The organism is Coprococcus sp. RTP21204st1_G4_RTP21204_210225, from assembly GCF_040915385.1.
Classification (GTDB): domain Bacteria; phylum Bacillota; class Clostridia; order Lachnospirales; family Lachnospiraceae; genus Allocoprococcus; species Allocoprococcus comes.
Window position 1 is genome coordinate 173,560 of record NZ_JBCPDP010000003.1, and the last position, 18,793, is coordinate 192,352.

At 44.7% G+C, this 18,793-nt stretch carries 15 protein-coding genes and 1 riboswitch; all 15 genes read left to right on the top strand.

Translation table 11 applies throughout. The features are described 5' to 3' along the window. Window position 1 precedes the first annotated feature (1 nt). The 15 genes from AB5213_RS04130 to AB5213_RS04200 all read left to right on the top strand — a co-directional run bounded on the left by AB5213_RS04130 (window position 2) and on the right by AB5213_RS04200 (window position 18,760). The gene (locus AB5213_RS04130; RefSeq protein ID WP_368276371.1) at window positions 2-925 is read left to right on the top strand and encodes a LysR family transcriptional regulator; all 924 of its coding nucleotides are present in this window, start codon (window positions 2-4) and stop codon (window positions 923-925) included. A 253-nt stretch (window positions 926-1,178) separates the two neighbouring features. Further along, a complete protein-coding gene (locus tag AB5213_RS04135) occupies window positions 1,179-1,664 on the top strand; it encodes an NAD(P)H-dependent oxidoreductase subunit E (protein WP_022220742.1) in 486 nt (161 codons plus the stop codon). Continuing rightward, window positions 1,654-3,522 (top strand): NADH-ubiquinone oxidoreductase-F iron-sulfur binding region domain-containing protein, encoded by a 1,869-nt coding sequence (locus AB5213_RS04140; RefSeq protein WP_368276372.1) that lies wholly within the window; start codon window positions 1,654-1,656, stop codon window positions 3,520-3,522. The genes AB5213_RS04135 and AB5213_RS04140 overlap by 11 nt, the downstream gene beginning before the upstream one ends. 12 nt (window positions 3,523-3,534) lie before the next feature. After that, window positions 3,535-5,235, top strand: a complete 1,701-nt coding sequence (locus tag AB5213_RS04145; protein WP_022220741.1) for a [FeFe] hydrogenase, group A — start codon at window positions 3,535-3,537, stop codon at window positions 5,233-5,235. A 295-nt stretch (window positions 5,236-5,530) separates the two neighbouring features. After that, window positions 5,531-5,726, top strand: a riboswitch (cobalamin riboswitch). A gap of 274 nt (window positions 5,727-6,000) precedes the next feature. After that, on the top strand, window positions 6,001-8,829 hold the full coding sequence (locus AB5213_RS04150) for a hypothetical protein (protein WP_368276373.1): 2,829 nt from the start codon (window positions 6,001-6,003) through the stop codon (window positions 8,827-8,829). Between the two features lie 31 nt (window positions 8,830-8,860). Continuing rightward, on the top strand, window positions 8,861-10,066 hold the full coding sequence (locus AB5213_RS04155; protein WP_368276374.1) for an ABC transporter substrate-binding protein: 1,206 nt from the start codon (window positions 8,861-8,863) through the stop codon (window positions 10,064-10,066). A gap of 15 nt (window positions 10,067-10,081) precedes the next feature. Then, on the top strand, window positions 10,082-11,119 hold the full coding sequence (locus AB5213_RS04160; protein ID WP_008371797.1) for an iron ABC transporter permease: 1,038 nt from the start codon (window positions 10,082-10,084) through the stop codon (window positions 11,117-11,119). A gap of 2 nt (window positions 11,120-11,121) precedes the next feature. Further along, window positions 11,122-12,228, top strand: coding sequence for an ABC transporter ATP-binding protein (locus AB5213_RS04165; protein ID WP_173699452.1), 1,107 nt, complete (start codon window positions 11,122-11,124; stop codon window positions 12,226-12,228). Then, window positions 12,218-12,745 (top strand): cob(I)yrinic acid a,c-diamide adenosyltransferase, encoded by a 528-nt coding sequence (locus AB5213_RS04170; protein ID WP_055157969.1) that lies wholly within the window; start codon window positions 12,218-12,220, stop codon window positions 12,743-12,745. Before AB5213_RS04165 ends, AB5213_RS04170 begins: the two co-directional genes overlap by 11 nt. A gap of 9 nt (window positions 12,746-12,754) precedes the next feature. Beyond that, a complete protein-coding gene (gene cbiD, locus AB5213_RS04175) occupies window positions 12,755-13,891 on the top strand; it encodes a cobalt-precorrin-5B (C(1))-methyltransferase CbiD (protein ID WP_368276375.1) in 1,137 nt (378 codons plus the stop codon). 20 nt (window positions 13,892-13,911) lie between these two features. After that, window positions 13,912-14,649, top strand: a complete 738-nt coding sequence (locus AB5213_RS04180) for a precorrin-2 C(20)-methyltransferase (protein ID WP_368276376.1) — start codon at window positions 13,912-13,914, stop codon at window positions 14,647-14,649. After that, on the top strand, window positions 14,646-15,422 hold the full coding sequence (cobM, locus tag AB5213_RS04185; RefSeq protein ID WP_173685201.1) for a precorrin-4 C(11)-methyltransferase: 777 nt from the start codon (window positions 14,646-14,648) through the stop codon (window positions 15,420-15,422). The genes AB5213_RS04180 and cobM overlap by 4 nt, the downstream gene beginning before the upstream one ends. 1 nt (window position 15,423) lies before the next feature. Beyond that, window positions 15,424-16,158 carry a precorrin-3B C(17)-methyltransferase gene (gene cobJ, locus AB5213_RS04190; protein ID WP_173692011.1) on the top strand — a complete coding sequence of 245 codons (735 nt, stop codon included), beginning with the start codon at window positions 15,424-15,426 and terminating at the stop codon, window positions 16,156-16,158. Window positions 16,159-16,160: 2 nt separating this feature from the next. Then, window positions 16,161-17,381 (top strand): precorrin-6y C5,15-methyltransferase (decarboxylating) subunit CbiE, encoded by a 1,221-nt coding sequence (gene cbiE / locus AB5213_RS04195; protein ID WP_330586379.1) that lies wholly within the window; start codon window positions 16,161-16,163, stop codon window positions 17,379-17,381. Continuing rightward, window positions 17,378-18,760 carry a cobyrinate a,c-diamide synthase gene (locus tag AB5213_RS04200; protein ID WP_022220736.1) on the top strand — a complete coding sequence of 461 codons (1,383 nt, stop codon included), beginning with the start codon at window positions 17,378-17,380 and terminating at the stop codon, window positions 18,758-18,760. Before cbiE ends, AB5213_RS04200 begins: the two co-directional genes overlap by 4 nt. The last annotated feature ends 33 nt before the right edge of the window (window positions 18,761-18,793 follow it).

Here is an 18,793-nt window from a genome sequence, read left to right on the forward strand (position 1 = left end):
GATGAATCTGACAGATTTGCATTATGTAGTTGAAATCGATAAGAGTGGATCAATCTCAAAGGCGGCGAAGGAACTTTATGTGGCGCAGCCAAATCTTAGTAAAGCGATCAAGCATCTGGAGCGGGAATTTGGAATTTCTATCTTTGAGCGGTCGTCAAAGGGAGTTAAGGCGACAAGAGAAGGACAGAAATTTCTGGAGTATGCCAAAAGGATCATTTACGAAATAGAGGAAATGAAAAGGGACTGCAGTGATCTGGGGAAAGAAAATCTCTCATTTAAGATTACTGTTCCGAGGGCAAGTTACATTTCCAGTGCATTTGCAGAGTTTATCGGAATGCAGAGCAAGGAAACGGCGATCAAAGCAGAATTTCAGGAAAGCAGTTCTATGCATGCCATTGAAAATGTGTTGCAGAACGGGTATTCCATGGGAATCATCCGGTATCTGTGCGAGAATGAACCTTATTTTCAGTCGCTTCTTGATCTGAAAGGGCTGGATGCAGAACTTCTGGCAGAGCTTCCGTATGTGATCTTAACTTCTGCGGATGGAGATCTTGCAAAGAGGGAGTTAAAGATAAGAGAAGAACTGGAAGATGGTGTGGAAATCCTGCATGGGGACTGGAAACTTCCGACCGGAGAATACACCGAGCTGAGTGAGAATGGAGAGTCGCTTTATCCACATAATAAAATTTATATTTTTGAAAGGGGAAGCCAGTTTGATATTTTGCGGGAAGTAAAAAACAGTTATATGTGGGTATCGCCAGTACCGGAAAAATTAAGGAAAAACTACAATCTGGTGCAGAAGCATGCCGGATTTTCCAGACAGATGATCCGGGATGTGCTGATCTACAAAAAGGGTTATCAGAAAAAATTGTACGAAAGAGAATTTATTGGGCATTTAAAAGAAACAATCCGTGAAATGATGTAAATGAGAGCAGAATGATATATCGGACCAAGATATATCCATTCTGCTCTTTTTGTGTATTTGATGAGCTGGGTACACATTTATCCGTCTATTCATAAATACTAATACTTTTGATTCTTGTATTATTATATATTGGAAAATATATAGCTATCATATATGAAACGTATAAACGAAAACTATAGATATATGTTATAATGTCATAAAAATAATAGAATAATAAGAAGGAAATGTACAATATGACGAAGGAGGAAATGGAATGTTAGATGCATCTTATTATCAGAAAACGGATGAGATCATTGCCATGCATACAAGGGAGGAACGCTCATTGATACCGATCATTCAGGATATTCAGGAGGAATACCGTTATCTTCCACCGGAACTGCTTACCTATGTAGCAAAACAGATCGGGATTACAGAGGCAAAAGCGTACAGTGTGGCAAGCTTTTATGAGAATTTTTCATTTGAACCGAAAGGAAAGTATGTGATCAAGGTCTGTGACGGAACAGCCTGTCATGTGCGTAAATCCATTCCTATCCTGGAAGCGCTGTATAAAGAGCTGGGGTTAAATGAGCACAAGCATACATCAGACGATATGCTTTTTACAGTAGAGACTGTATCCTGTCTTGGAGCCTGTGGACTTGCACCTGCGATCACAGTTAATGATGAAGTACATCCGAAGATGTCACCGGAGAAGGTAATCAAACTTCTTGAAGAACTGAGAGGTGAAGAAAATGAAAATTGAAAACAGAACGGAACTGAAGGAATATCGTATTGAATGTCAGAAAAAACAATCGGCTGACTGCAGAGTACTGGTTTGCGGGGGAACCGGATGTCTGGCAAGTGGATCAGGCAAGATTTATGAAAAGTTAAAAGAACTGACAAAAGATCATACAGGGGTAGAAGTAAAGATCGGGGAAGAAATCGCACATACAAAGGTTATGAAGAGTGGATGTCATGGCTTCTGCGAGATGGGACCTCTGGTAAGAATTGAGCCATATAATTATTTATATATTAAAGTAAAACTGGAAGACTGCGAAGAGATTTATAACAAAACAATCCTGGGCGGCAGACCGGTAGAGCGACTTCTCTACAAGATGGATGGAGTGACCTATCCGTCACAGGAAGAGATTCCGTTCTACGCAAAGCAGACCAGACTGGTACTGAAGAATTGCGGACATATCGACGCAGAGCATATTGGGGGTGCACTTGCAGTCGGTGCTTATGCTGGAATCGAAAAGGCACTCTTTGAGATGACACCGGAAGCAGTGATCCAGACAATCTATGATTCGAATCTGCGTGGACGTGGAGGTGCTGGATTCCGCACCGGCAGAAAGTGGCAGCAGGTTGCTTCCCAGAAAGAAAAGATCCGCTATGTGGTCTGCAATGGTGATGAAGGTGATCCGGGTGCATTTATGGATCGAAGTATCATGGAAGGTGATCCGCACCGTATGATCGAGGGCATGATGATCGCAGCATATGCAGTACAGGCACAGGAAGGCTATATCTATGTACGTGCAGAATATCCGCTTGCGATTGAAAGACTGAAGACAGCGATCAGCCAGGCAGAGGCAATCGGACTTTTAGGAGACAACATTCTTGGAACCAATTTCAGTTTCCATTTACATATCAACCGTGGTGCAGGTGCATTCGTCTGTGGAGAAGGCAGCGCACTGACGGCATCCATTGAAGGAAAACGTGGAATGCCGAGAGTAAAACCGCCACGTACAGTAGAGCAGGGATTATGGGCAAGACCAACTGTTCTTAATAATGTAGAAACCTATGCCAATGTTCCAATGATCGTAACAAATGGTGCAGACTGGTTCAAAGGAATCGGTACACCAGAGAGTCCCGGAACGAAAGCATTTGCACTGACCGGTAATGTAAGAAATACAGGACTGATCGAAGTACCAATGGGAATTACATTGCGCGAAGTTATTTATGACATCGGCGGTGGAATCCAGAATGACAAGAAATTCAAAGCAGTACAGATCGGTGGTCCGTCCGGTGGATGTCTGACCGAGGATCAGCTGGACAGTAAGATGGACTTTGATTCACTGGCGAAGATCGGGGCAATGATCGGTTCGGGCGGTCTGGTTATCATGGACGAGGATACCTGTATGGTAGAGGTTGCCAGATTCTTCATGAGTTTTACACAGAGAGAAAGCTGTGGAAAATGTGTTCCTTGCCGTGAAGGTACAAAGAGAATGCTTGAAATCCTGGAGCGTATTGTAGCAGGAAACGGAAAACCATCCGATATGGACGAGCTTCGTGAACTGGCAGATATGATTGAGAGTACGGCGCTTTGCGGACTTGGAAAGAGCGCACCGAAACCGGTTATCAGTACCATGAATGCATTTGAAGAGGAATATCTGGAACATATCAACGAGAAACGCTGCCGGACAGGTGTCTGTTCAAATCTGCGTAAATTCCAGATCGATCCGGAGATATGCAAGGGCTGCTCGAAGTGTGCAAGAAACTGTCCGGCAGGTGCAATTGAAGGCGTGCTGAAATCTCCTTATCATATCAATCAGGAGAAATGTATCAAGTGCGGAGCCTGCATGGAACAGTGTCCGTTTAAAGCAATTCATATCGAGAAATAGGAGGAATGAGTCATGGGATATATGACAATAGATGGAAGGAAGGTAGAGTTTACAGATGAGCCGAATGTACTTTCTGTCATCCGTAATGCAGATATAGATATACCGACACTCTGCTACCATTCAGAACTGTCTGTGTATGGAGCCTGTCGTTTGTGTACCGTAGAAGATGAGAGAGGAAAGACGTTTGCATCCTGTTCAGAACCGCCAAGAGATGGGATGGTCATTTACACGAATACTCCGCGTCTTATGAAATATCGTAAGATGATTCTGGAGCTTTTACTTGCTGCACATTGCAGAGACTGTACAACCTGTATCAAGAGTGGAGAATGTCAGCTTCAGGCGCTGGCACACCGTATGGGCGTCACAACCGTCCGATTTGAAAATACAAAAGAACAGTATCCACTGGATTTCAGTTCACCGTCAATCGTGCGTGACCCGAATAAATGTATTCTCTGTGGTGACTGTGTCCGTATGTGCGACAATGTACAGTCTGTTAATGCGATTGATTTTGCATACCGGGGAACAAAGGCTCTGGTAACACCGGCATTTAACAAAAAGATTGCAGAGACAGACTGCGTAAACTGTGGACAGTGCAGGGTTGTCTGTCCTACAGGTGCGATCAGTATCAATACCAATATCGAAGTGATCTGGGATTTTCTTGCAGATAAGAATACAAAGGTGATCGCACAGATCGCACCGGCAGTCCGGGTCGCAGTCGGCGATCAGTTCGGCCTTCCAAGAGGGGAAAATGTGATGGGAAAACTCGTCAATGTGTTGCACCGCCTTGGATTTGATGAAGTTTATGATACTTCTTATGGTGCAGACCTTACGGTGATCGAGGAATCTGAAGAGCTTCTTGAACGACTTGCATCCGGAGAAAATCTCCCATTATTTACATCCTGCTGTCCGGCATGGGTAAAATTCTGTGAGAACCGTTATCCGGATCTGGCAAAAAATCTGTCAACCTGCCGTTCACCGCAGCAGATGTTTGGTGCTGTGATCCGTGAATACTATAAGGATCCGGAAAAGAATGGTGGAAAGAGAATCGTTTCTGTATCGATCATGCCGTGTACTGCAAAGAAAGAAGAGATTTTAAGACCGGAATCTTCCACGAATGGAAAACAGGATATTGATTATGTACTGACTACAACAGAGCTGATTACAATGATCCGGAAATCCGGTATCCGCTTTGAAAATCTGGAGATCGAAGCATCCGATATGCCGTTTGGTATCGGATCTGGTGCAGGTGTGATCTTCGGAGTAACCGGTGGTGTGACAGAAGCCGTACTCAGGCGCCTTCGTGAAGGACATAACCGTGTGGAAATGGATAAGATCAAATTCAGTGGAGTTCGTGGAGAAGAAGGACTGAAAGAAGTAGAGTTTGATTACAACGGACGTACTATCCATGCAGCTGTTGTCAGTGGACTTGGAAATGCAGATGCGCTGATGAAGAAGATCCAGAAGGGCGAGGTACATTACGACTTTGTTGAGGTTATGGCATGCAGGCGCGGATGTATCATGGGTGGCGGACAGCCAGTCCCGGCAGGTCCGAGAAGCAGGATAGCCAGAAGCAAAGGCCTGTATGATACCGATATCAATACGCAGATTAAGAAGTCGAATGAGAATCCGCTGATCCTGTCATTATATGATGAACTTCTGAAAGGAAAGACCCACGAATTACTTCATCGTAATTTTGAGGCAGCGAAAAAATAAAATTGTACGAAAAAGAGTATAAGACAATGCAGTCGTCGATCTGGTGGCTGCATTGTCTTATTTCAGAGTATTTCCATACATTCACTGGCACTTTTTTCTCATTTCGATCCCCTTCGCTTTCTATATATAAATGAAGTAGGTCATGAAATTATGATAAACATATAGTCATTAAGGTGTCGATTTTGAAACAAAAACTTCCGGGATTTTTAATGGAGAGTTTGGAAAAAATAGGGAAATAAACCAGGAAAGATGACTCTTGTCAAGAAGAAACATATCTGTTATAGTGAGTAAGAATAAATAAAGAAACTTTTTCAGTGCTAGGCAGAAGAATTTCTGGTCGGCTTAAAAGGGAATCAGGTGAAAGTCCTGAGCGATCCGGTCACTGTAAATGAGGAGCAAAGCGGCGGCAAGCCATTGCATAAAAATGTGAGAAGGTGCAGCTTTGTTAAGATCCATAAGCCAGGAGACCTGCTGAAAGAGAGTAAATTGCTTCCGATGAAAGCGCGTTTACATACACAAAGAAATGATATCTTGCTTCATACTGAGTATGAAAGCAAGATTTTTGTGCTGCCATATATACGGAAAAGAGTTCCGGTGGCAGAGGATGTAGGTGAAGTCTGCTTTCAGGAAAAAGGAAGCAGATTTTTTTGCATACGATGAGCCAAGTGCAGATTTATGCTTGCACGAGGAACTGAATTTGGCGAATGTACATCATCGAGCTGTCAAGCGACAAAAGATCAGGACATCAGGAGGAAGAGTTGGATTATGAAGAGGAATTCAAAACAGTTTCTTGCACTTTTCATGGCAATTGCAATGTCGGTTACACCGGTTTCTTATGCTTACGCTGAGGACAGTGCAGTGGCAGGAGTAGAAAATACAGAATCAGGTCAGCAGACTGTAGAAGTAACAGACGGAAAAATCGGTGCGGCAGACGCAGCAGGTCAGCCGGCTGAAGAAGTGACTGGACAGGAAGAAGAAACGACTGCCGGACAGGGAACGGACGAGAATCAGAAGAGTCAGGAAGAGCCGAAAGCAGAAGAAAATGCGGCAACAGGGAATGTAACTGAGGCAGAGAAGAAAGAAGCGGGCGAAGACGGAAAGAGCGAAGAGAAAGCTGCAGAGGAGCAGAAGGTTAAGTCGGAAGAAACGGCGGAAAATGCCGGGGAAGTGAAGACGCAGGAAGCGAAAAATATTATCAGTGATTTTGCAATGTTTAAGGTTGGACCGTCTTCTGTTGTAAAAGAAAATGATCACCTGAAAGTTTCGATAGAAACAGAGAGTAAAACTTACAATAAAATTTATATTGGAAGTAAAGCTGATACAGTTGAACGGAAAGAAGAAAAGGCGATAGTTGGAACGGGAACAGGCAAAGGGTATTTATTTACGTTTGAACTTCCACTGTCAGCAGATGGAACGGATGTTGCCTTTGTACCACATAGCCAAGAGAACGGCTGGGAGAGTAGGAAAGCAGACGGAGATTACACGCTTCATATCTCATCGTCAGCAGAAAATAAAAAAGACGACACAGAAAATCCTGAACAGAGAGGCAATTCAGGAGAGAGCAAACCGGGAACCGAAAGTGGCGAGAATCAGAAAGAAGATGAGAGTACTAATAAGACCTTACCTGGTGGAAAGTATGCAATAAAAGAGGTTACTTCTAGTTCACCTATGTTCCGTGTAGTAAGTTGTGAACTTATTTCAGCTAATGGGGAAATGTATGCAGATATTACACTTAATGGGACAGGTTACGATTATTTATATGCCGGAACAGCTGATGCAGCCGGAAAAGCAAAACAGGAAGAGTGGAGTTGTTATAAAGAGAATGCACTTGGACGGTATGTATATAGAGTTAAGGTAACGAGTGTAGATAAAGGAATTGCGATAGCTGCACATTCGAAAAAAAATAATAAATGGTATGACCGTACATTAACTTTTAATACAATTGGAATGACTAAGGCTGTAGAAGCGGAAGATGGAACTTATAAGGCAAATGTAACTTCAAGCTCATCTATGTTTAAAGTTACAGATTGTGTTCTTACATCAAAGAACGGAAAGATGACTGCAAAGGTTACACTTAGTGGAACTGGCTATGATTATTTGTATGCAGGAACCAGTGCGAAAGCTGCTGCCGATTCAGCGAACTGGGTAAAGTTTGTTGAGGAGAATGGTAAGTATACCTATATAATTCCGGTAGATGCACTGGATGCAGAAATTCCGGTGGCTGCACATTCGAAAAAAAATAATAAATGGTATGACCGTACATTAGTATTTTCATCAACAGGTGTAAAAAAACCAGGCAGTAACGGTCCTGCAAATGGCAATAATGGCAACACCAACCAGGGAAATAGCACCAGCCAGAACACCAACTTTGGAACTGGCACCACTTCCGGCAACACAGGCACAAACCAGACCCCGGACAAAGAATCCAAATATGAGGCAGATTTAAATGGTGGAACTGCCCGTGTAAACAGTGCAACAACACTTGCAGACGGTGTCTATACACCGGATAAATTTTCCTGGTCAGGTGGAACCGGAAAGGTCAGCATCAGTTGTACCAAGATTACCGTGACAGGCGGTCAGGCATATGCTACCATTGTATTTAGCAGTGGTTCTTATGGCTATGTAAAGGCGAATGGAAATACCTATTATCCGACAACAACCGGAAGTACGTCTACATTTGTCATTCCGGTAGAACTGAACAAGAACAATACGATCATTGGTATGACAACCAAGATGTCAACAGCGCATGAAATCAGCTATTCGATTTTCATTTACCTAAGTGCTGCAGCAAAAGCAGACGGAACTACAGTAAGTGGGGAGACCAATTTAAGTGCAGATACACTGGATGAGAAAGCGCCGGAAATCATGGGACTTTCTTATCAGTCTGAGACAAAGGTAGAGCATGCTAAGTACTTCAAGATCTATCATTATGATCAGGGAATCACTCTTTTAGAAATCGATCAGAGAAAAGATGAGGATACAAAAGAGACCAAGACAAAGGATACAAAAGAAGATACAGATTCCGGACTGACACCGGCACAGGAAGAACAGCTTGCGCTTTACAAAGCAAAGATCGTCCGTTATCTGATCGTTCCGGAAGACGCAGAAATTCCGGCAGGTCTGGATAAAGAAATGATCGTGATCCAGAAGCCAAAGAAGTCTGCATATGTAGGTTCAGAGGAAGTACTGGAAATCCTGGATAAGCTGAATGCAACAGACCAGATTACATCAGTAGGGGTAAAACAGAAGAACTGTAAGGTAGAAGGCATTGCAAAAGCAATGAAAGCTAAGAAGATCATTTATGCAGGAACCTATAAGAAACCGGAAAATAAAAAACTGATGAAGAGTAAGTGTGATCTTGCAATCCTTTCCAATAAAATTCTTCCGGATGAAAAGAATGAGAAGAAAATGTCGGTAGAAGATCAGCAGAAGAGATACGAAGAGCTGGCAGAAAAATTTGTTCTTCTGGATGTTCCGATGATCGTTGACCGGTCAGCAGATGAGGAAAAGGATGATGCAAAAGCAGAGTGGAGCAAGGTTTACGAGGCAATTTTCGCGCAGACAGACAGTACAGATTCTTCTGCAAAAAACTAGGTAGATTCTTTTTTGGATACAGAGGTAGAAAATGAAAAAGAGAACGATGCGTCTGGGGTGCATTCTTTTGAGTACAGTGCTGCTTGGGACGGCAGCACTGACCGGATGCGGGCAGACGAAAAAGAATACAACAGATACAAAAAAAACAGAAAGCAGCAGTACGAAAGAAAGTGCCAAAGAAAAAAAAGGTCCGGAGATTGACGGACTCACTTATGAATCCGCGATGGATCTGGAATATGCCGAAGGTTTTCAGGTATATTACTACAAAGACGGCTATAAGATGATCGATATCAAAGACGATGCAAAATTTCTGGTCGTCCCGGAAAATCAGGATGTGCCGGATGGAGCCGAGGAGGATTACGTGATCCTTCAGCAGCCGCTGGATCATATTTATCTTGCGGCGACATCTGCAATGGCACTTTTTAATGCGATCGATTCTCTGGATAATATCACAATGACAGGTACCCAGGCTTCCGGATGGTATATTGAAAATGCAGTCAAAGCGATGGATGACGGGAAAATAAAATTTGCAGGGAAATACAGTGAACCGGATTATGAGATGCTGGTGGACGAAGACTGTGATCTTGCCATCGAATCGACCATGATCCTTCACACACCGAAGGTACAGGAGATGATTGAATCTCTGGATATCCCGGTGATGATCGACCGGTCCAGCTATGAATCGCATCCTCTAGGAAGAACTGAATGGATCAAACTTTATGCAGCAATGCTGAATAAAGAAGATGCAGCGGATGCATTTTTTGAAAAGCAGGTGGAAAATGTCGATGCGCTCAAAGATTTTAAGAATACCGAGAAGACAATTGCATTTTTCTATGTAAGCAGTGACGGAACGGTGGTAGTAAGAAGAAGTGATGATTATATTCCGAAAATGATCGAACTTTCCGGTGGAAGATATGTATTCGATGATCTGACTGGCGATGACAGTAATACTTCAGCAGTAAAACTTACAATGGAAGAATTTTACGCACAGGCGGCGGATGCAGATTATCTGATTTATAATTCAAGTATCGATAATCCAATCAACAGTGTAAAAGATCTGGAAGAAAAAGATGCACTTTTTTCTGATTTCAAAGCAGTCAAAGAAGGAAATGTATGGTGTACCGGTAAATATCTGTATCAGGCAACCGATATCGTCGGGGAACTGATCACGGATATGAATCTGATGCTGACAGGCGGCGATGAAAGCAAGATGACATTTTTATACCATGTAAAATAGAAAACGGAGAAGAAAATGGGACAGGCAGGAATGAAAAATAACTGGAAAAGGAATACAAGATATATGGGAGTCTTTGCGGTGCTGGCAGCAGTTTTTTGCATGATCGTAGTGCTGAACATCAATACCGGAAATGTACAGATCTCGGTTCCTGAGATTTTACGGATCCTGTTTCTGAAAAAAGGAACACAGGTGCAGATGAATATTATCTGGAAAATCCGTCTTCCGCGTGTCCTGATGGCGGGGATTCTGGGAGGGGCACTTGCCCTTTCCGGATTTTTATTGCAGACATTTTTTTCCAACCCGATCGCAGGACCGTATGTACTGGGGATTTCTTCGGGTGCAAAGATGATGGTCGCTCTGGCGATGATCATCTTTTTAAAATATTACACTTTGGTATCATCTTATATACTGATCATTGCAGCATTTATCGGATCTATGCTTTCAATTGGATTTATCCTGCTTCTTGCAAGAAAAATCCGGAATATGGCAACTCTTCTGGTTGGCGGAATCATGATCGGTTATATCTGCTCGGCAGTAACTGATTTTGTAGTGACTTTTGCGGAGGATTCAGATATCGTGAATCTGCATGGCTGGTCACAGGGAAGCTTTTCCGGTATGAGCTGGAGCAATGTAAAGGTAGCAGCGCTTATGGTAGGAATCACACTGATCCTTACCTTTTTCCTGTCAAAGCCGATCGGAGCGTATCAGCTGGGAGAAATGTATGCGCAGAGTATGGGGGTCAATATCCGTGTGTTCCGGGTGCTTCTGATTCTGCTTTCCAGTGTATTTTCCGCATGTGTGACTGCATTTGCAGGACCGATTTCATTCGTTGGAATCGCAGTTCCGTACTTGATCAAGCATCTTCTCGGGACGGCAAAACCGCTGGTTGTGATACCGGCAACATTTCTTGGCGGGGCGGTGTTCTGTATGGGATGTGATCTGATTGCGCGTATGGCATTTGCACCACTGGAGCTGAATATCAGTACTGTGACTTCGATCTTTGGTGCACCGATCGTAATTTTCATGATGATAAAAGGAAGAAAAGGGAAATAAATATGAGTGAGAACTATTTTCAGATGAAAGATCTTTCTGTCGGATATCATGGAAATGTACTGATCCATGATATCTGTACAGAGATTAAAAAAGGTGAGATATTGACACTGATTGGACCAAACGGTTCCGGGAAATCTACGATTTTAAAAAGTATTACCAAACAGCTTACGCTCATTGGAGGTAAGGTGACGATCGGTGAAAAGAATCTGAAAGACTTATCTTACAAAGAGCTTGCAACGAAGATGGCAGTGGTGCTGACACAGCGGGCAAAACCGGAGCTGATGACCTGCTATGAGGTCGTAGCAGCAGGGCGGTATCCTTATACAGGACGGCTCGGGATATTAACGCGAGAAGATGAGAAAAAGACACAGGAAGCACTGGAAATTGTCCATGCAACAGAATACGCAGAAAAAAGTTTTGAGGCGATCAGTGACGGGCAGAGACAGCGGATCCTTCTGGCAAGAGCGATCTGCCAGGAACCGGAGGTACTGATCCTGGATGAACCCACTTCTTTTCTGGATATCCGTTATAAGCTGGAGTTGCTTACTATTTTGAAAAATATGGCGAAAGAAAAGCAGATCACGGTCATTATGTCACTTCATGAGATCGATCTGGCGCAGAAGATCTCGGATAAGATCCTGTGCGTTAAAGGAGATACAATTTTCGGTTATGGAGAGCCGGAGGCGATTTTTAAAGAAGATTTTATCCAGAAACTTTATGAGATCGACAACGGGCATTTTGATCCTGTGTTCGGAAGTGTGGAGCTTGCAAAGGCAGAGGGAGAGGCAGAAGTATTTGTGATCTCTTCCGGAGGCAGTGGAATCCCTGTTTACCGGAACCTTCAGAAAGCAAAGATTCCATTTTCGGCAGGAATCCTGTATACTAATGATATTGACTATCATCTGGCAGAACATCTGGCAGTCAGTGTAATCGAAGAAGAGCCATTTGAACCGGTAAGCGACCGTGCATTTGAACGGGCAAAGCAGATGATCAGGCAGTGTAAAAAGGTGATAAATGCAGGAATTGTGATTGGGACAACCAACCAGAAGATAAAAGAACTGCTTGTATTTGCAGAAGAAATGGGAAAGCTGGAATCATATGAAAAATAGACTTTTGCACATTTACTGTGGAGATGGAAAAGGAAAGACGACGGCGGCAACGGGGCTTGCAGTTCGCGCAGCTGGAAGTGGTATGCGGGTTCTGTTTGCCCGTTTTTTAAAAAATGAATTTTCGGGAGAATTGAAGATCCTGGATCGGATCCCGGAGATCGAGGTACTTCATCTGGAAAAAAGCTATGGATTTTTTAAGACACTTTCCGAAAAGGAACAGGAAGAAGTCCGAGAGATGTATGGCAGGCTGTGGAATACGATCCGGGGGAAAATCAGTACAGGGGATTATGATATGCTTGTGATTGATGAATTTATGGCGGCATACCGGTATGGACTGATCCCGAATAAAGAGGCGGTGCAGTTCTTAAAAGACAGACCGGACAATCTGGAAGTGGTTCTGACCGGACGGGATCCGTCAGATGAGCTTCTGGAGCTGGCAGATTATATTTCGGAAGTAAAGATGGTACGGCATCCTTTTGAAAAAGGAATCCGGGCAAGGAAAGGCATCGAATACTAAGGAGACGAAATGGAAATGGACAAGATGCAGGTCGTGTGGAAAAATCAAAAAGAACTGCGGTGTGGATATACAACAGGAAGCTGTGCTGCGGCAGCAGCAAAGGCGGCAGCGGCAATGCTCTTTTCCGGGGAGGAAATCCGTCAGGTATCTCTTATGACGCCGAAAGGGATCGAACTGTATCTGGAAGTAGAAAAGATCCAAAGAGAAAATGAATCTGTCAGCTGTGCCATTCAGAAGGACAGCGGAGATGACCCGGATGTGACGAACGGGATCTTCGTTTACGCCAAGGTCACGAAAAAAAGGGAAAAAGGAGTGACCTTAGATGGTGGGATCGGAGTAGGGCGGTTCACCCGGAAGGTGCTGGAGCAGGAAGCCGGGGAAGCGGCGATCAATAAGGTTCCGCGGCAGATGATCCGGGAAGCGGTGCAAAGCCAGATTGAGAAATATGACTGGGATGGTGGCGCAGACGTTCTGGTCTATGTTCCGCAGGGCGTGGAGATCGCGAAGAAAACGTTTAATCCAAGACTTGGGATCGAAGGTGGGATTTCGGTACTCGGAACCTCAGGAATCGTAGAACCGATGAGTGAACAGGCACTGACGCAGACTATTTTCCTGGAAATGAAGATGCTTCGTGATGAAGGTCACCGGTATTGTTATCTGACACCGGGAAATTATGGAAATGATTTTTTAAGGCAGACACTTGGGTACGATCAGGAGCTTGCGGTGAAATGCAGCAATTATATCGGGGATGCGATTGATGACGGCGTGCGGCTGAAGATGGACGGACTGCTGCTTGTAGGACATATCGGAAAGCTGGTCAAGATCGCTGCAGGTGTAATGAATACCCATTCCAGACAGGCAGATGCAAGAATGGAAGTGCTTGCCGTCCATGCGGCAATGGCAGGGGCAGACCGTGAGACAGTCTGTGCTCTGATGAAGTGTTTTACGACGAAGGAAGCATTGGACATTCTGGAAGCAAAAGGACTTTTAGAAGAGACGATGCGGACCGTGATGGAGAAGATCGAGTATCATTTGGCGAAGCGTGCCGGCGAGAAGATGAAGGTCGGGGCGCTGATGTTTTCGGATGAACTCGGGGTTCTTGGGAAGACATCTCTTGTGGACAAACTGAGGGAAAAGATCGGATAGGTAGAAAGGTATGACAAAAAATGGCAGGAAGATTTGACCTTGCGGGTGTAGGTCCGGGAGATCCGGAACTGATGACGATAAAGACAATTCGTGCGATTAAGGCGTGTCAGGTATTGGTACTTCCAATTGGCAGTCCGGAGTTAAAGAAACCGGAACTGGAAGAGGGGGAAGAAGAGACATTTGCAAAAGAATGTCTGGCATATCGGATTGCGTGTGAGGCAGAGCCGGAGACGAAAAAGAAGCTGCGGCTGTATCTTCCCATGCCAATGATCAAGGAAAAAAAGCTACTGAAAGAGATACACGATGTGGGTGCAAGAAAGGCGTCAGAGCTTCTGGAGAAAGGAAAGAATCTGGTTTTTCTGACGATTGGAGATCCGACCGTGTATTCGACAGGAATTTATATTTATAAAAGACTGAAAAAGATGGGATATCAGGGGGAGATTTTTTCCGGGATTCCGTCTTTTTGTGTTGCGGCAGCAAGGCTGGAGATCTCGCTTGTGGAGAACCGGCACGAGCTGCATGTTCTTCCGGTGTCCTATGGAATTGAAGAAAAGTTGAAGCTTCCGGGGACGAAGGTTCTTATGAAGACCGGGAAAAAAATGGCGCAGGTCAAAGCTGTTCTGAAAGAGGAAGGACAGCAGGCGAAAATGGTAATGAACTGCGGAATGGATGGAGAAAAAATTTACAAATGCACAGAAGAAATACCGGAAGATGCGGGATATTTTTCGATTGTAATAGCAAAGGAGAAAGAAAAATGATTCATTTTGTTGGAGCAGGAAGCGGTGCTGTGGATCTGATCACAGTACGGGGGCAGAAGCTTTTGGAGGAAGCAGATATAGTGGTGTATGCCGGTTCACTGGTAAATCCGGAGCTTCTTAAGAATTGTCAGAAGGACTGTCAGATCTACAACAGTGCGAAGATGACGCTGGAAGAAGTGATGGAAGTGATGATTTCCGGAGAGAAGCAGGAGAAAAAAGTTGTCCGGCTGCATACGGGTGATCCGTGTCTGTATGGTGCGATCAAAGAGCAGATGGATCTGCTGGAAAAGGAGAATATTTCTTATAAAGTGTGCCCGGGAGTCAGCTCCTTTTGCGGAGCGGCATCTGCACTGAATGCAGAATATACTCTTCCCGGGATTTCACAGTCTGTGGTGATCACACGGATGGCAGGAAGAACACCGGTTCCGGAAAAAGAATCCATTGAAAGTTTCGCTGCGCACCAGGCAACGATGGTAATCTTTTTAAGTACCGGGATGTTGGAAGAACTGTCGAAGCGTCTGATCGAAGGCGGTTATCAGCCGGAGACTCCGGCAGCGATCGTCTACAAGGCAACCTGGGAGGATGAAAAGGTGTGCAGATGTAAGGTGAAAGATCTTGCGGTGACAGCAAAGGAGAATGGAATTACAAAGACAGCACTGATCGTGGTTGGTGAGGTGCTTGGCGGAGAGTATGAACGGTCACTTTTATATCATCCGGAGTTTACAACAGAGTTCAGGCAGGGCAAAGGAAAAGAAGGTGTAGGAAATGTGTAAAATTGGAAAAGTCTATGTAATCGGTCTTGGACCGGGTGCTGAGAAAGAAATGACATACCAGGCGTCCACGGCACTGGAAAAAAGTGAGGTTATTATCGGGTATACCGTATATACGGGACTGATACGGGAAAGGTTTCCGGATAAAAAGTACCTTTCCACACCAATGCGGCAGGAAGTGATCCGCTGTGAGATGGCAATGGATGAGGCGATGAAAGGAAGTACGGTAGCTATGGTATGCAGTGGGGATGCCGGAATTTACGGAATGGCAGGTCTGCTCTATGAGATGGGACAGGGCTACCCGGAGGTGGAGCTGGAGGTCGTGCCGGGGATCACGGCGGCAAATGGCGGTGCGGCAGTTCTTGGTGCACCTCTGATGCATGATTTTGCAGTGATCAGTCTGAGTGATCTTCTGACACCGTGGGAGAAGATTGAAAAGAGGATCCGCGGAGCTGCGATGGCGGATTTTGTGATCTGTCTGTATAATCCGTCCAGCCGGAAACGGGCAGATTACCTGAAAAAGGCATGCGAGTATATCCTGGAGTACCAGAGCTCGGATACAGTCTGCGGTTATGTGCGGAACATCGGACGTGAAGGCGAAGATGCACATATTCTGACACTTTCTGAGCTGAAGGATACGGAGGTCGATATGTTTACAACCGTTTATATCGGCAACAGCCAGACGAGAAATGTGGATGGGAAAATGGTGACACCGAGAGGCTATCGATTGGAGGAATAACTGTGGAAAACCGAAAATGCCAGGTAAATCTTGCCGGGATCGGGATGGGAAGCAAAGGAACGCTTACGGAAGAGGTCAGAAAGATCATTGAGGAAAGTGATGTGCTGATCGGAGCTACGCGGATGCTGGAAGGATTCCGGGAAAAAAAGAAATGCTGCTATGCAGAGTATCTGCCGGAAAAAATCAGAGCAATCCTGGATGAGCAGGAGGAAAAGACCAGATGTACGGTGCTGTTTTCCGGGGATACCGGATTTTACAGCGGGGCAAAAAAGCTGGCGGATATTCTGAAAAAAGACGGATATGAAGTACAGATTTTTCCGGGGATTTCATCTGTAATCTATCTTGCGGCAAAGCTTGGAAAAAGCTGGGAGGATGCGAAGATTCTCAGCTTGCATGGAAGAAGTCAGAATTTTATCCATGTAGTTGCAAACCATGAAAAGACATTTCTGATCCTTGGGAAAAGTGCGGGAAAAGAGATCTGCGAAAAACTGAAATATTACCATCTGGAACAAGTAACCGTTTCGGTTGGAAATCATTTGTCTTATCCGGATGAAGAGATTGTGATCAAAAAAGGAAACGAGCTTCAGGCAGAAGATTTTGGTGATCTTACCACTATTCTGATCGAGAATCCAAAGCCGGAAAAGAGAACAGGAATTCATCTTGCAGATGAGGAGCTGATCCGTGGAAGTGTTCCGATGACGAAGGAGGAAGTGCGGACAGTCAGCATTGCAAAATTGAAGCTTACAAAGAATGCAGTAATATATGATGTGGGGGCCGGAACCGGTTCAGTGTCTATAGAGGCTGCTCTTCAGGGAGAGAATCTCCGCGTTTATGCAATAGAGAAGAATCCGGAGGGTGCAGAACTGATCAGGAAGAATATGCAGAAATTCCGGGCAGACCAGATTCAGGTTATAGAAGGAGTTGCACCGGAGGCACTGGAAGCACTGGAAATGCCGACCCATGCTTTTATCGGAGGCAGTACAGGACAGTTAAAAGAAATTATTCAGTGCATAAAGAAAAAAAATCCGGACGTCCGTATCGTGATCAATGCAATTTCGCTGGAAACCGTGAAGGAAGCGATGGAGGCGATGGAGGAAGGACTGCTTGCAGATCCGGAAATCATACAACTGAATGTGGCAAAGTCAAAGAAACTTGGAAGATATCACATGATGACCGGGTTAAATCCGATTTATATTATTTCAGACGGAGGAGATATAGAATGAAAATTCCCGGAATTGTAATCGCGGCATCTGCCAGTGGGAGTGGAAAGACAGCGGTGACAATGGCAATGATGAAAGCATTTAAAAATACCGGAAAGAAGGTACGCGCCTGCAAATGCGGACCGGATTATATTGATCCTATGTTTCACCGGGAGGTGCTGGGAATTGATTCCGAGAACCTGGATCTGTATTTTTGTGACCGGGAGCGCTTGAAAGAGCGGTTTATGCATCATGCGGAAGGCGCGGAGCTTGTGGTGACAGAAGGTGTGATGGGGTACTATGACGGGATCAGTCTGGATTCGGATGAGGCAAGTACTTATGACGTTGCGAGAACCCTGGGACTTCCGGTAATCCTGGTTGTTCCGGCAAGAGGTATGGCATCGACAATCCTGGCAGTATTGAAGGGAATGATTGAATACCGGAATGACAGTAATATCCGGGGAATCATTCTGAACCGGATTTCCCCGATGCTGTATCCGAAGATGAAGAAGATGATCGAAGAGGGATTGCAGACAATGGGATTCCAGGTTCAGGTGGTTGGTTATGTGCCGGAGGAGGATGCTTTTCATCTGGAGAGTCGGCATCTGGGACTGATGCTTCCGGAGGAAATAGGGAACCTGGGAAAACAGATTGACCGGGCAGCAGAGATTCTGACAGAGACACTTGATATGGAATCGGTGCTGAAAATTGCCTGGGAAGCAAAAGAAATGGAGTATCATCCGGTGAAGGCAAAACAGGAAGCAGCCGGACGAAAAGTGCGTATCGGCGTAGCGCGTGACTTGGCCTTTTGTTTCTATTACAAGGATAATATGGAGCTTTTAAAAGAGCTTGGATGTGAGATCATTCCGTTTAGTCCTTTGGAGGATACAAGGCTTCCGGAACATTTAGACGGACTTTTATTTGGTGGTGGATATCCGGAACTTTGTGCGAAACATCTGGCAGAAAACAGAGCTATGCGAAAAGATGTAAGAAAGCAGATTGAAAATGGAATTCCATGTATTGCGGAATGTGGAGGATTTCTATATTTGGCAGAAGAGCTGGAAGGGGAAGATGGAAAGCACTATCCGATGGTGGGGGTACTTCCGGGAAAAGGGATCAAAAAAGGGCGACTTACCAGATTCGGATACATTGAGCTGACTGCGGAAATGAACGGAGTGTATATGAAAAAGGGAGAGAAGATCCGGGCGCATGAGTTCCATTATTGGGATTCTACGGAAAACGGAGAGGATACACTTGCCGTAAAGCCGGATGGTGTGAGAAAATGGCAGGCTGTTCATATGAAGGGGAATCTGTTTGCGGGATTTCCGCATTTATACTTTTATTCCAACCCCAAAGTGGCCAGACGCTTTGTAGAAGCGTGTAGAACCTACAGAAGCAAGTAAAAAGCTGACAAAGACAAATCGAAAAGACAGGAG

Excerpts from the sequence above, each read along its gene's own strand:
- AB5213_RS04165 (WP_173699452.1), top strand. The coding sequence starts at position 11,122 with ATGAGTGAGAACTATTTTCAGATGAAAGATCTTTCTGTCGGATATCAT.
- AB5213_RS04200 (WP_022220736.1), top strand. The coding sequence starts at position 17,378 with ATGAAAATTCCCGGAATTGTAATCGCGGCATCTGCCAGTGGGAGTGGA.
- AB5213_RS04160 (WP_008371797.1), top strand. The coding sequence starts at position 10,082 with ATGGGACAGGCAGGAATGAAAAATAACTGGAAAAGGAATACAAGATAT.
- AB5213_RS04145 (WP_022220741.1), top strand. The coding sequence starts at position 3,535 with ATGGGATATATGACAATAGATGGAAGGAAGGTAGAGTTTACAGATGAG.
- cbiD (WP_368276375.1), top strand. The coding sequence starts at position 12,755 with ATGGAAATGGACAAGATGCAGGTCGTGTGGAAAAATCAAAAAGAACTG.
- AB5213_RS04140 (WP_368276372.1), top strand. The coding sequence starts at position 1,654 with ATGAAAATTGAAAACAGAACGGAACTGAAGGAATATCGTATTGAATGT.
- cobM (WP_173685201.1), top strand. The coding sequence starts at position 14,646 with ATGATTCATTTTGTTGGAGCAGGAAGCGGTGCTGTGGATCTGATCACA.
- AB5213_RS04150 (WP_368276373.1), top strand. The coding sequence starts at position 6,001 with ATGAAGAGGAATTCAAAACAGTTTCTTGCACTTTTCATGGCAATTGCA.
- AB5213_RS04180 (WP_368276376.1), top strand. The coding sequence starts at position 13,912 with ATGGCAGGAAGATTTGACCTTGCGGGTGTAGGTCCGGGAGATCCGGAA.
- AB5213_RS04130 (WP_368276371.1), top strand. The coding sequence starts at position 2 with ATGAATCTGACAGATTTGCATTATGTAGTTGAAATCGATAAGAGTGGA.
- AB5213_RS04170 (WP_055157969.1), top strand. The coding sequence starts at position 12,218 with ATGAAAAATAGACTTTTGCACATTTACTGTGGAGATGGAAAAGGAAAG.
- AB5213_RS04155 (WP_368276374.1), top strand. The coding sequence starts at position 8,861 with ATGAAAAAGAGAACGATGCGTCTGGGGTGCATTCTTTTGAGTACAGTG.
- AB5213_RS04135 (WP_022220742.1), top strand. The coding sequence starts at position 1,179 with ATGTTAGATGCATCTTATTATCAGAAAACGGATGAGATCATTGCCATG.